Origin of the sequence: Epilithonimonas mollis, from assembly GCF_900142325.1 — a bacterium.
GTDB lineage: Bacteria > Bacteroidota > Bacteroidia > Flavobacteriales > Weeksellaceae > Epilithonimonas > Epilithonimonas mollis.
In genome coordinates this window covers 1,508,847-1,521,330 of sequence record NZ_FRAM01000001.1, presented here as the reverse complement: position 1 = coordinate 1,521,330, position 12,484 = coordinate 1,508,847, and the positions used below count along the sequence as shown (strand labels likewise).

Below are 12,484 nucleotides of genomic sequence, written 5' to 3'. Positions count from 1 at the left end.
AATCACTCTCTCAACTCTGAGAGAGTTTTTTATGAGATTTATAGGAATATTTTTCAGAGCATTAAAAACATTGACCTTAACAAAATTGCTTAAGGTCCTTTCTGTTGGTATTATGCATCCGTTGTTTGCATTTTTATATACTTATGCAAGTTTTAGGGCATTCACAAAAGCAAAGGAATTGTATCCAAAAACCAACTCCAACAGTGGCAAAGGCAATGCGTTCCGACATGCGTACTGGTGTTGCCTGATAATGATGTATTTCTGCAAAGTCTCATCAGTGGAAAAATCTCTGAAATGGTGCAGAAAGCTTACCAATATGCACGAAGAGCTGTTCCCCAATAAGCCTTTGGAAACCAGGATGGATATTCATAATAATAAAGTTGGAATGGACTATTTTATGAGTCTGGTTCCGGGAATCCACCGCCAGTTTTTTGAAAGCAGTTTTTTCATCACAGAATTGCAAAAGCGAACGCAAAATGCAGTCTTAATAAGCTGGGTAGATGAAAAGGTAGAACAAGACCGGTTGATATATCTGGAATAGGTTTTTTTCAATACTTTGATTATTCGATTTTCTTTTTTCTTACATTTACTAAAATTAATTTCCACAAATGGTTCTAAGCAGGATTTGGGCCGCATTTATTATCATAGCAATTGCGGTTGCATCCATCAAATACTTCAGTTCGGAAAGCTACAGTCAGATTTTCAACGATATGGTCGTTGGAAAAGGCGGTGATACCATTCAGATCGGTCAGAAACCATTGGCTGAGATTTCTCCCGAGATCCGAAAAGAGCTACTGAACAATACAGAATTTGAAAACAATCATATTCATTATAAATCAGGTGAATCCAGCGATGTAAAAATCTACCGAGTTCAGGAAACAGACGGCGTTATAGGAACCAGCGAAACAGCGGTTAATATCTGCCTGAAACTCATTGGGATAATGGCGCTTTTTATGGGTTTTATGAGCATTGCCGAAAAAGCGGGTGGGATCAATTTCCTTAGCAGGCTGATCCAGCCATTTTTCTCCAAATTATTTCCAGACATTCCGAAAAATCATCCATCTTTCGGACACATGATGCTGAATTTTAGTGCGAATTTATTAGGTCTGGACAATGCGGCAACACCGTTCGGACTAAAAGCGATGGAAAGTCTCCAGACTCTGAATCCGGATAAAGACAAGGCCAGCAATGCGCAGATTATGTTTCTCTGCCTGCACGCCAGCGGTCTGACACTGATTCCTGTTTCTATCATTGCGATTCGTTCATCAATGGGTTCGGAGACACCGACCGATATTTTCCTGCCTTGTATGATTGCCACTTTCTGTGCAACGATGGCGGCAATGATAATAGTTTCCGTCAGACAAAAAATAAACCTTTTCCAGCCGATAGTTCTGGCTTATGTCGGTGGGATTTCTGCGGTTATTGCGTTACTGGTTATTTATTTGGTTCAGATGAGTAAAGAGGAATTGGATTCTTTCAGTAAAGTGATGAGTAACGGAATTATTCTATTGATTTTCATTGCTATAGTTTTAGGAGGTGTTTATAAAAAGATCAATATTTTTGATGCGTTTATCGACGGGGCAAAAGAAGGTTTCACGGTTTGTGTGAAGATTATTCCGTATTTGGTGGGGATGTTAATAGCGATTTCTTTACTCAGAACAAGTGGTGTTTTCGATGTAATTATTGACGGAATGAAATGGATTGCCAGTGCATCACAACTCGATACCAGATTCGTGGACGGGTTGCCGACCGCTTTGATAAAACCATTGTCAGGATCAGGAGCACGCGGAATGATGGTGGACACGATGAAAACCTTCGGAGCAGACAGTTTTCCGGGGAAATTGTCTGCCATTTTGCAAGGAAGTTCTGATACTACTTTTTATGTTATAGCCGTCTATTTTGGTGCGGTTGGAATCAAGAATACAAGATATACTGTTGGGTCGATGCTTTTGGCAGACTTGGTCGGCGTTAGTGTTTCAATAATCCTTGCTTATTTGTTTTTTGGTTAATCCTCTATATATTAAAAATAAATTTAAAACTCAAAATCATTAATGATCCAAGATAAAGACTTTACATTAAGATTGATTAGGCAATTAACTCAGGCTTTAGAAAAACTATTGCTGGGAAAACCGGAAGAAAGCCTGATGCAGAAAGAACTGGATTTCGATTCTCTGATGAAGGATATTTTTAAAATTAATTTCGAAGAACTAGCTTCGAAATCAAAAGAAGAAATTATCGAAATTGTAAAGCAAAGAGAAACCAAAGATCATACAGATTATTATGAAATGCTGGGAAATCTGTTTATGTTTCATTACCGAACAGAAAGTAAAACAGATTATGGTAACAAAGCAAAAATTTTTTATGAACTTTATCTGCAAACGAGTGGCATTTTTTCGCTTCCGGTGATCAACCGGATCAATGAGCTTAAAACGGTATTGAATTAAATTAAAACAATGTATTAGCAAGCTTGGCACAAAAATTAATCTTTTATTCGTAATTTTGGCGGGCTATCGATAGAGCAATATGATTTTTAAAACTAAGAAAGACAGGAAGTACACTTATCTGGAAGCGGGAGAAGGCCATCCAATGGTTCTTTTACACGGACTGATGGGCGGATTGAGTAACTTCGATAAAATGATAGATTTTTTTTCGGACAAAGGATATCAGGTCTTTGTGCCGCAATTGCCAATTTATGATTTGCCGATTCTTAATACCAATCTGACATCGATCTCAAAATTCGTTGCCAAATTCATCACAGACGTTATAGGAAAACCGGTAACAATTGTCGGGAACTCCATGGGCGGACACATCGGTTTGATTCTGACAACATCCCGTCCCGAACTGGTAAGAAATCTCGTTCTGACAGGTAGCTCCGGGTTGTATGAAAGAACCTTTGGAGATAGTTTCCCAAGAAAAAGTGACAAAGAATATATCAAGAAAAAAACGCAGGATGTTTTTTATGACCCGATTGTGGCAACAGATGAGTTGGTAGATGAAGTATTTGCAGTTGTAAATGACAGGATGAAAGGCATTAAAACTGTGATGCTCGCAAGAAGTGCCATCAAGCACAATATGCTGAATGATCTTCCGAAAATCACTTGCCCAACTTGCATCATCTGGGGAAAACAGGATAATGTAACACCTCCGGAAGTTGCGGAAGACATGCACAAATTTATCCCGAATTCAGAATTGCACTGGCTGGATGAATGCGGACACGCGGCGATGATGGAAAAACCGGATGAGTTTAACGAAGTTCTTTACACCTGGCTGAAAAAAGTGATGTAATCCCCATCAGGAAAAAACAAATCGGAACCATTAAGAAATTGATTTTTAGCAATATAAATTTGATTCTTAATGGTTTTTAAATTATAAAAATATGCAGATCAAAACCGCAGAATTCGTAAAAAGCAGCCAGAAATGGCAGGAATGTCCGGAGCCAGTAATGCCGGAATATGCTTTTATCGGGCGCTCCAATGTGGGCAAATCTTCTCTAATCAATGCGATGATGGGAAGAAAGGACCTTGCAAAAACTTCCGGAACTCCAGGAAAAACACAGCTTATCAATCATTTTTTGGTCAATGAAAACTGGTATCTTACTGATTTGCCGGGTTACGGTTACGCAAAAGTATCCAAAAGCCTTAGAAAAGATTTTGAAAAATTGATCACCAACTATATCCTCAACAGAAAAAATCTCGTCAATCTTTTTGTTCTCATCGATATCCGGCATAATCCCCAGAAAATCGATCTGGAATTCATAGAATGGTGTGGTGAGAGTGGTATTCCGTTTTCTATCGTTTTCACAAAATTGGATAAAATGAAACCTAATGCAGCCAAAGAGAATGTAGAAAAGTATAAAGCCGAACTCATGAAAGCATGGGCAGATCTGCCAGAAATCTACGTGACATCTGCCGAGAAGAAAGAAGGAACGGATGAGATTCTGAGATTTATTGGAAAAACAAATGAATTTCTCGTGAATAATAAAGTAGATTTTAATGGATAATCTGGTCTGGAAAATCAAAACATTTGATGAGATCTCTACACAGGAGTTGTACAGCGTTATCAAAGCGCGGATCAATGTTTTTGTTGTAGAGCAGGATTGTCCTTATCCGGATCTGGATGATTATGATCAGAAAGCCATCCATCTCTGGGCAGAAATTGACGGCGAAGTTCTGGCTTATTGCAGAATTTTCGACAAAGGAATAAAGTATCAGGAAACGTCCATCGGAAGAGTTGTGACCACGGAAAAAGGACGAGGAACCGGTCTGGGGAAACAATTGATAAACTATGCGCTGGAGGTTATAGAAAACCGGTTAATGACTTCGGAAGTAAGGATTTCTGCACAGGATTATCTGCTGCGTTTTTACGCCGGATTCGGATTCCAGGACACCGGAAAAAAATATCTGGAAGATAACATACCGCATACAGAAATGCATAGAAAAATAAAAGAGCTCTAAATAACTTAAAGCTCTTTTCAGAAATATAAATGTTTATTTCAATTGTGTTTTTACGGTTATTAGTCTGATGCAAAATTAGATACATAAAACCACATTTCCTTACGGGAAACCGTAAAATGGTTAAATAATTAAAAAAAATTCAGATTATTCCGAGGTCTTTGCATTTGGCAATCAACTGTTCGTTGTTTGTTACCTTCAGAAGTATCTTCATCCCATTGATTTTCTTTTCAATACTGCTAAGGCTGTTGGGGCTTATATTCTTTGTTTGCAAAACCGGCGGAATGTTTTTTTGTAGAATACCTTCCGACAGTAATTTCAATAGAATGATATCAAAATTGCTGAATTCCAGTGTGTTCATTGCTTTTACAGGCAGTTTGAGGTCGTGTGAGATATACTTGTCACCATTATAGACGTGCTCTACGGCTTTCTTCAGTTCCTTGCTGTCTGACCTGGCTTTTCTCACGAAGGCATTGATTTTCAGCTGTTGGAACAGCATATCAATAATTCCGATTTTGTGCTCTGCGGAAAAGACAATAACTTTTAGCCCGGGATCAATACTGCGGCAGCTTTTTATCAGTTCTTTACCGTCTTTTATCATTTGCTTTCTGTGATCTTCCTCAAAGTTGAGATCCGTAATCAGCAGATCGAACGGTTTTTCATTATTAAGAGATTTTTTGAAATTGGAAAAGGCATCATCACAGTAATAAAAATATTCGACAGAGGAAATATTAAGATCCTGCAAAACCTTCTGTACGGAAAAATTACTGCTTTCGTGGTCTTCCGCAATCATCACTTTACCGAACATATCACATTATATTTATACAAAATTACGATAAAAGAATCTAGGCATCAGAATTTTCCTGCCATCTGATAGAGATTTTCATTCCAATCTCCCGGTTTTGGATGTCCATCGTGGCATACATCTCTTTCAGCCTGGATTTTATGTTGGTAAAGCCATTTTTTTCTATGATGTTTTCCGGTAATCCGATTCCGTTATCAGAATAGAATATTTCGTAAAACTGATGATCCTGTACAAACCTTAGAATTACCTGTGTTGCGGCACTATGTTTTCTCATATTCACCAGGAGTTCACGGATGATCTGGAAGAGATCCTCTTTTTTATCATTAGCAATATTTTCCCAAAAGCCTGGTTCATTCCCAATGATAATAATAGGTGTTTCATCATTATCAAAAGAATGAACCAGTCCGGAGATTCTTTTATTAAAATTCGTTTCAGATTCATTACTATAAGATAGATCACGGGATTTTTCGTACATCAGCTCCAGTTTGTCCAGGATCTTTTCCTTAGGAATCTCATTCTGGTTTTCAATGGTGGAGATTACTTCGTATAATCCATTCGCAACCACATCGTGGACTTTTTTGGAAAAATTGAGATGCTGTTCTTGTAAATTGTTATTAGCTTGCAAAATCATTCTTTCCCTTCTTCTTTTAATCCAGAAAGCAGTAACAACTGTGATCATTAAAAAGACAACGATCATAAGCCAGATCATTAGTTTTTGTTGATTTACCTGATACTGCTGCATGGCATGTTCTTTCTGTAAACGGAGGTTTTCTGTCTTTGCTTTTTCACTTTCAAAACGGATCAGCGCAAATTGATTTTTCGCCTCATTTTGGCTGCTGATGACGCTATCCTGAATCTTTGAATATTCATCAAAGTATTGCAGGCTCTCTTTACCATTGGTCAATTTGATTAGATTTTGCAGAGCTTCCAATTGATCAGACGGATATTTCAGTCGCTTTGCAAGTCTCAACATCTTTCTGGCATAATATTCGGAAGAATCTGTGTTTTTATCCAGATAATAAACAGAAAGGTAGGAATAAGCAGCATCTGTTGTCCAGTTATCTCCATTACTCTGGCTCATTTTTATAACATGATGATAGTTGCTGACCGGATTATATTCTGGATTCTGAAACCATTTGGATCTGTTGTAATTCAGTAACATTTTAGGGTAAAATTTGTTTTCTTTACCAATACTGTCAACTAGTTTTTTATAGATTTCTACGGCTTCACTATATTTTTTTTGATTATGAAATATGACTGCAATATTGTTGTCAATCATCATTTTATCAATAGAATCATTAGTAAATGACAGTGCTTTTCTGTAAAAATTACTGGCATCATTATAATTTTTCAGATTATTGGAAGCTACGCCAAGATTGTTATAATTACTAAAAAGAAATGAAAAGTGGGCAGGATTTTTTTCTTCAAAAAATTCTGATGCAGCGAGACTGGTTTCAATGCTTCCGAAATTATCGCCCAGACATTCCTGAATGATTGCCATATTGACAAGACTTTTTCCGGCACCAAAACTGTCATTTCTTTTTAAGAAGAGCTCTCTTGCTTTATCAAAGTACACGAACGCACTGTGTTGTTTATCCTGATCCAGCAATACAAATGCTTTTTCATAAAAAGGATTGGTCTGTTCTTTTACAGGCAGATTTTTTTTTTCGGATTCCTTTTCTGAACACGAAAACATAATCATCAACAAAAAATAAAAAATGGATTTTTGCAAATTTTACAATTTATCCGAAATTTAAAAAAAAAAGACTAAAATCTATGGAAATTAGGTTTTAAATAATGAATAACATTATTTTTGTTGATCATTCAGATTTGCAGATGTCTATTAATGTTTTAGAACAATATCTTCCGGAAAACACGCTCCCTTTTCTCAAAAAGTGGTTTGGGGATTATACGATTCATATCAGGATAACGAAAGGCAGAAACAGCAAATTGGGAGATTACAGAAAATTGCAGGATAAGTCTCATCAGATCACAGTAAACTCTACTCTGGACAGGCAACTGTTCTTTTTTGTTCTGACGCATGAGCTGGCACATATGCTTGCATTCGAAAAGTTCAGCAACAGGATCAGCGCACATGGAAAAGAATGGAAAGACACTTTCCGCGAGATGTTGCTGGAGAGCATTGATATTTATACCAATGATTTAAGACCGATTATTTTGAGATTTTTAAAAAATCCAAAAGCCAATTTCATGGCAAGTCCTGAACTTGTTAGATATTTCCATATAAAAGATTCCGACGAGAATTTTGTTTTTATTGAGGATTTATTAACGAATGATAAATTTATCTACAGAGGCGATAACTACGAGATCCTCGAAAAAAAGAAAAAGTTATATCTTTGCATTAATTTGAATAACTCAAAAAAATATATGTTTCGCCCTTTGGCGAAAGTGGAAAGATTATAGATGGAGAAAAATAATAATTATTGCGTAATAATGGCGGGTGGTATCGGAAGCCGATTTTGGCCGATGAGTACACAAAAATTTCCAAAGCAATTTCACGATATACTGGGGACGGGGAGAACGATGATCCAGCAGACTTTTGACAGGATCAGCCAGCTGATCCCTGCTGAGAATATATATGTCATCACAAATCAGGAGTATGTAGAGCTATCGCAACAACAATTGCCGGAAATCCCTGCCAATAATATTGTGGGTGAGCCGGCTATGAAAAATACATCGGCCTGCAACCTTTATATGGCAAAGAAAATAGAAAATACAAATCCTAATGCCAATATCATTGTAATGCCTGCGGATCACCTGATCATGAAAGAAAAAATATTTCTTGAGAAAATCGGACTTGCTCTTGATATTGTTTCAAAAAATGATTACCTGATTACACTTGGCATAACACCGACAAGACCCGACACCGGTTATGGATACATACAGTTCATCCAGGAAAAGAACGAAAACTATTCCAAGGTAAAAACCTTTACTGAAAAACCGGATCTGGAAATTGCAAAAAGCTTTATAGAATCCGGAGATTTCCTTTGGAACGCCGGGATTTTTATTTGGAGTGTAAAAAGTATTCTGAAAGCATTCAAAAGATACTTGCCGGAGATGACAAACCAGTTCAATACATGCGAGTATAATAGTGAATCCGAAAAAGAAAGTATGGATGTCATCTATCCGACAGTAAGCAAAATATCCATTGATAACGGAATCCTGGAAAAAGCAAATAATGTCTATGTAATTCCTGCAAACCTTGGCTGGAGTGATCTTGGCACCTGGACATCCGTTTACACGAATGCCGACAAAAATGATGATAATAACGCTGTTAATTCCAAAAATGTACTGACTTACAATTCTAAAGGGAATGTTATAAGGATAAAGAATCAAAACAAAGTGGCAGTTATCGACGGATTAAAAAATTATATTATTGTAGATACGGAAAAAGCACTCCTGATCTGTCCAAGAGAAAATGACCAGCTCATAAAAGATTATGTTTTGGATCTTAAAAATCTTAAAAAAGGGGAAAGATTTATGTAATATCTGCCCTGCGAATAAAATATTATGAACTCTTTGATTATTTTTCAAAGAGTTTTTTTAATTTTAAGTCCAAATAAAACACAAATGCTGGTTAAAGTTTATGGTGCAGCTATCCATGGTGTTTCTGCACAGATCATCACTATAGAAGTCAATGTAGATCAAGGCGTCGGCTATCATCTAGTGGGATTGCCGGATAATGCCATCAAAGAAAGCAGCTACAGAATTTCGGCAGCGCTCAAGAACTCAGGTTTTAAAATTCCGGGTAAGAAGATAACTATCAATATGGCGCCAGCTGATCTCAGAAAAGAAGGTTCATCTTATGACATGAGCATTGGTTTGGGGATTCTGGCGGCATCGGATCTGATTACAGCTGAACAATTATCAGAGTACATCATCATGGGAGAATTGTCTCTGGACGGGGGATTACAGCCTATAAAAGGTGTGCTTCCAATTGCCATAAAAGCAAGGGAGATGGGTTTCAAAGGTATTATCCTGCCCAGACAAAATGCAAGAGAAGCGGCTATTGTTAATAATCTGGATGTCTATGGTGTGGAGAATATCAAAGAGGTTATAGATTTTTTTAATGAAGATTTGCCATTAACCAGGTTTGAGATTGACACCAGAAAAGAATTTCAGGATAAGGTAGATCATTTTCCTTTTGACTTCGATGAGGTTAAGGGACAAGAAGCTGCAAAACGGGCGATGGAAGTCGCAGCAGCAGGCGGCCATAATATCATTCTTATAGGATCTCCCGGAAGTGGCAAAACAATGATTGCTAAACGTCTCCCGAGTATTCTTCCGCCACTCAGTCTCAAAGAAGCTTTAGAAACTACGAAGATCCATTCCGTGGCAGGAAAAATGGGAACAGAAACATCATTGATGACGATTCGTCCTTTCCGGTCGCCACATCATACCATTTCGGATGTTGCTTTGGTTGGTGGCGGAAGTTATCCTCAACCGGGAGAGATTTCCCTGGCGCATAATGGAGTTTTGTTTCTGGATGAGATGCCGGAGTTCAAAAGAGCAGTTCTGGAAGTAATGAGACAGCCGCTGGAAGATCGTGTAGTAACAATTTCAAGGGCAAAGTTCACTATAGAATATCCTGCAAGCTTTATGCTGGTCGCAAGTATGAACCCAAGTCCGAGCGGCTATTTCCCGGATGATCCTAACAATACTTCATCAGCATTGGAAATGCAGCGCTATATGAATAAATTATCAGGACCACTGCTGGACAGAATCGATATCCACATAGAAGTATCCAAAGTGGAGTATGAGCAACTGGCAGAAAAACGAAAAGGAGAAAGCAGCGAAAGCATCAGAAGAAGAGTAATGACCGCCAGAAATATCCAGACAGAACGATACAGTGACCTTGAAATCAATTACAATGCCCAGATGGGGCCAAAAGAAATTGAAAAATATTGTGAACTGGAAGATGATTCCCAGCAACTTATAAAAACTGCCATGCTGAAGCTCAATCTATCTGCAAGAGCCTATGACAGAATCCTAAAGGTAGCCAGAACAATCGCCGATCTGGAAAGCTCTGAGAAGATACAGGGCGACCATATCTCGGAAGCGATACAATATAGAAGCCTTGACCGGGATTTTTGGAATGCTTAGAACATTCCGCCATCATTCTGATTCTCAAAAAAAGCATCAATAGCCAGGTTGTCAGATTTCGAAGCAGCAACAGCCAGCTGGTCACAGATTTCGTTTTCGGGATGTCCTGCATGACCTTTGATCCAGTGGAATTTAGGATTGTGAAGTTGATATAATTTGTAAAACGCTTGCCACAGATCGGGGTTTTTAACATTTTTCCAGCCACGTTTTATCCATCCGTAGATCCATTTTTGGTTGATAGCATCTGCAACATATTTGCTGTCGGTATAGATATGTACATCGTTATCAGAAGTTTTTAAATTGCTGAGCGCTACAATCACGGCCATCAGTTCCATCCGGTTATTGGTGGTCTTTCGAAAACCTTTGGAGTAAGTTTTCTGATAATTTTTTTCGGGAACACGCATCAGGATTCCATAACCGCCCGGTCCGGGATTTCCACTGCAGGCACCATCTGTGAAGATTTCGACTTTTAAACTCAAAACAATTATTTAAAACGGCATATCATCGTCGTCGTCATTATTCATGGCAGAGCCGGAAACCTGATTGTTATTAGGAAGCCCAAACGCAGCGCCCGGATCGATGGTGAAGTTGATCTTGTCAAAGCCCGACGGTTCATCTTTCTGCCCGAAGCTGGAAGGCGTATAGTCATAGTTGGTTCCAAGGTCGGCAAACTTACCAATATTCTTATGGAATGCTAATCTTACGTCAGCTGTAGCACCATTTCTGTGCTTGGCAATGATAATCTCCGCCTGGTTTTCTGTGCTGGTTTCTGCGCCTTCTTCATCATTATCCCAAACAGCAATCTTATAATATTCTGGTCGGAAGATGAAAGACACGATATCGGCATCCTGCTCGATTGCTCCGGATTCCCGTAGGTCAGACAGCATCGGTCTTTTTCCTGGTCTTGTTTCCACACTTCTGGATAACTGGGACAATGCGATCACAGGAACATTCAGCTCTTTTGCTATAGCTTTTAAGGATCTCGAGATCATTGCAATCTCCTGCTCACGGTTGCCGGCACCTTTCCCGGAATTAGCCGTCATCAACTGGAGATAATCAACCATGATGATCTTCACCCCGTGCTGCATAACAAGCCGTCTGCACTTCGCGCGGAAATCGAAGATGGAAAGAGATGGAGTTTCATCAATATAAAGTGGTGCATTTTCCAAAGCAGAAACGTTGGTAAAAAGCCTTTGCCATTCTTCATCAGCCATTTGGCCTTTTCTCAGTTTCTCTGATGAAATACCGGTTTCTGATGAGATCATCCTTGTGATCAGCTGTACAGAAGCCATCTCCAGAGAGAACAGCGCCATCGGAATATTGTGATCTACGCAGATGTTTCTTGCCATTGATAGGATGAAAGCTGTTTTCCCCATCGCCGGTCTTGCAGCAATGATGATGAGGTCGGAGTTTTGCCAGCCGCCGGTCTCCTTGTCTAATGCAGAGAATCCGGACGGAATCCCGGATAAGCCCTCTTTGTCCTTTAATGATTTGATCTTGTCAATCGCTTCTTTCACCAATGAGTTGGCAGTATCGAAGCCCTTTTTTATGGTTCCGTTGGTGATTTCAAAAAACGATTGTTCTGCTTTATCCAATAATTCAAAAACGTCGGTCGTTTCTTTGTAAGAACTGTCAATGACATTTGCAGAAACATTGATCAGGGAACGAAGGATGAATTTTTCCAGGATCACACGCACATGATATTCGATGTGGGCGGAAGAACTTACACCCATTGTCAGATCGATAATGTAATGGTCACCACCTGCAAGATTAAGTTTTTCATTCTTTTTAAGATCCTGTATCACTGTCATCAGGTCGATGGGCGAGTTGCTCTCATACAGTTTCAGTATGGCGGAGAAAATGGTTTGATGTCGCGGATCATAAAATACATCCGGCGTGAGCAGATCAATAGAATGATCGAGCCCTTTTCTGTCTATCAAAAAAGTTCCAATCACAATTTTCTCAAAATCCAATGCATTGGGAGGCATTTTGCCATCCGAAATAGAAAGTTCCTTTGCAAAATTACCGTGAATCAAAGACGATAATGTATCCTTTTCTGCCATTGTACAAAGATAGAATTTTTATGACTTTTCAGCATTTTAGT

13 protein-coding genes are annotated in these 12,484 nt (G+C 38.6%); 9 read left to right on the top strand and 4 right to left on the bottom strand.

Going from position 1 to position 12,484, the window contains the following annotated elements:
• Positions 1-31: 31 nt before the first annotated feature.
• From BUA97_RS06855 to BUA97_RS06830, 6 genes are all read left to right on the top strand, one after another.
• Entirely contained in the window at positions 32-541 is a 510-nt protein-coding gene (locus tag BUA97_RS06855) for a DUF6973 domain-containing protein (protein ID WP_072997052.1), read from the top strand.
• A 67-nt stretch (positions 542-608) separates the two neighbouring features.
• The gene (locus BUA97_RS06850; RefSeq protein ID WP_072997051.1) at positions 609-2,009 is read left to right on the top strand and encodes a nucleoside recognition domain-containing protein; all 1,401 of its coding nucleotides are present in this window, start codon (positions 609-611) and stop codon (positions 2,007-2,009) included.
• Between the two features lie 42 nt (positions 2,010-2,051).
• On the top strand, positions 2,052-2,444 hold the full coding sequence (locus tag BUA97_RS06845; RefSeq protein WP_072997050.1) for a hypothetical protein: 393 nt from the start codon (positions 2,052-2,054) through the stop codon (positions 2,442-2,444).
• A gap of 79 nt (positions 2,445-2,523) precedes the next feature.
• The gene (locus tag BUA97_RS06840) at positions 2,524-3,285 is read left to right on the top strand and encodes an alpha/beta fold hydrolase (RefSeq protein WP_072997049.1); all 762 of its coding nucleotides are present in this window, start codon (positions 2,524-2,526) and stop codon (positions 3,283-3,285) included.
• A gap of 91 nt (positions 3,286-3,376) precedes the next feature.
• Positions 3,377-4,000, top strand: a complete 624-nt coding sequence (gene yihA / locus BUA97_RS06835) for a ribosome biogenesis GTP-binding protein YihA/YsxC (protein WP_072997048.1) — start codon at positions 3,377-3,379, stop codon at positions 3,998-4,000.
• Positions 3,993-4,454, top strand: a complete 462-nt coding sequence (locus tag BUA97_RS06830; protein WP_072997047.1) for a GNAT family N-acetyltransferase — start codon at positions 3,993-3,995, stop codon at positions 4,452-4,454. Before yihA ends, BUA97_RS06830 begins: the two co-directional genes overlap by 8 nt.
• 139 nt (positions 4,455-4,593) lie before the next feature.
• Here BUA97_RS06830 and BUA97_RS06825 read toward each other — a convergent pair whose 3' ends face one another.
• Both BUA97_RS06825 and BUA97_RS06820 read right to left on the bottom strand, forming a co-directional pair.
• Entirely contained in the window at positions 4,594-5,259 is a 666-nt protein-coding gene (locus BUA97_RS06825; protein ID WP_072997046.1) for a response regulator, read from the bottom strand.
• Between the two features lie 37 nt (positions 5,260-5,296).
• On the bottom strand, positions 5,297-6,958 hold the full coding sequence (locus tag BUA97_RS06820; RefSeq protein WP_139258251.1) for a tetratricopeptide repeat protein: 1,662 nt from the start codon (positions 6,956-6,958) through the stop codon (positions 5,297-5,299).
• Positions 6,959-7,053: 95 nt separating this feature from the next.
• Here BUA97_RS06820 and BUA97_RS06815 point away from each other — a divergent pair, with 95 nt between their 5' ends.
• From BUA97_RS06815 to BUA97_RS06805, 3 genes are all read left to right on the top strand, one after another.
• Complete coding sequence (locus tag BUA97_RS06815; RefSeq protein WP_317041418.1) at positions 7,054-7,680, top strand: SprT-like domain-containing protein; 627 nt, start codon at positions 7,054-7,056, stop codon at positions 7,678-7,680.
• Positions 7,681-8,763: a mannose-1-phosphate guanylyltransferase gene (locus BUA97_RS06810; protein WP_072997044.1), complete on the top strand. Its 1,083-nt coding sequence runs from the start codon at positions 7,681-7,683 to the stop codon at positions 8,761-8,763. It abuts the gene before it with no gap.
• 84 nt (positions 8,764-8,847) lie between these two features.
• Positions 8,848-10,380 (top strand): YifB family Mg chelatase-like AAA ATPase, encoded by a 1,533-nt coding sequence (locus BUA97_RS06805; RefSeq protein WP_072997232.1) that lies wholly within the window; start codon positions 8,848-8,850, stop codon positions 10,378-10,380.
• On the opposite strand, the gene rnhA is transcribed toward BUA97_RS06805, so the two are convergent.
• On the bottom strand, positions 10,377-10,859 hold the full coding sequence (rnhA, locus tag BUA97_RS06800) for a ribonuclease HI (protein ID WP_072997043.1): 483 nt from the start codon (positions 10,857-10,859) through the stop codon (positions 10,377-10,379). The genes BUA97_RS06805 and rnhA overlap by 4 nt on opposite strands.
• Positions 10,860-10,868: 9 nt before the next feature.
• Complete coding sequence (gene dnaB / locus BUA97_RS06795; RefSeq protein ID WP_072997042.1) at positions 10,869-12,443, bottom strand: replicative DNA helicase; 1,575 nt, start codon at positions 12,441-12,443, stop codon at positions 10,869-10,871.
• Positions 12,444-12,484 lie beyond the last annotated feature (41 nt).

Coding starts and splice junctions, on each gene's coding strand:
- BUA97_RS06855 (WP_072997052.1), top strand. CDS start 32: ATGAGATTTATAGGAATATTTTTCAGAGCATTAAAAACATTGACCTTA.
- BUA97_RS06850 (WP_072997051.1), top strand. CDS start 609: ATGGTTCTAAGCAGGATTTGGGCCGCATTTATTATCATAGCAATTGCG.
- BUA97_RS06845 (WP_072997050.1), top strand. CDS start 2,052: ATGATCCAAGATAAAGACTTTACATTAAGATTGATTAGGCAATTAACT.
- BUA97_RS06840 (WP_072997049.1), top strand. CDS start 2,524: ATGATTTTTAAAACTAAGAAAGACAGGAAGTACACTTATCTGGAAGCG.
- yihA (WP_072997048.1), top strand. CDS start 3,377: ATGCAGATCAAAACCGCAGAATTCGTAAAAAGCAGCCAGAAATGGCAG.
- BUA97_RS06830 (WP_072997047.1), top strand. CDS start 3,993: ATGGATAATCTGGTCTGGAAAATCAAAACATTTGATGAGATCTCTACA.
- BUA97_RS06825 (WP_072997046.1), bottom strand. CDS start 5,259: ATGTTCGGTAAAGTGATGATTGCGGAAGACCACGAAAGCAGTAATTTT.
- BUA97_RS06820 (WP_139258251.1), bottom strand. CDS start 6,958: ATGATTATGTTTTCGTGTTCAGAAAAGGAATCCGAAAAAAAAAATCTG.
- BUA97_RS06815 (WP_317041418.1), top strand. CDS start 7,054: ATGAATAACATTATTTTTGTTGATCATTCAGATTTGCAGATGTCTATT.
- BUA97_RS06810 (WP_072997044.1), top strand. CDS start 7,681: ATGGAGAAAAATAATAATTATTGCGTAATAATGGCGGGTGGTATCGGA.
- BUA97_RS06805 (WP_072997232.1), top strand. CDS start 8,848: ATGCTGGTTAAAGTTTATGGTGCAGCTATCCATGGTGTTTCTGCACAG.
- dnaB (WP_072997042.1), bottom strand. CDS start 12,443: ATGGCAGAAAAGGATACATTATCGTCTTTGATTCACGGTAATTTTGCA.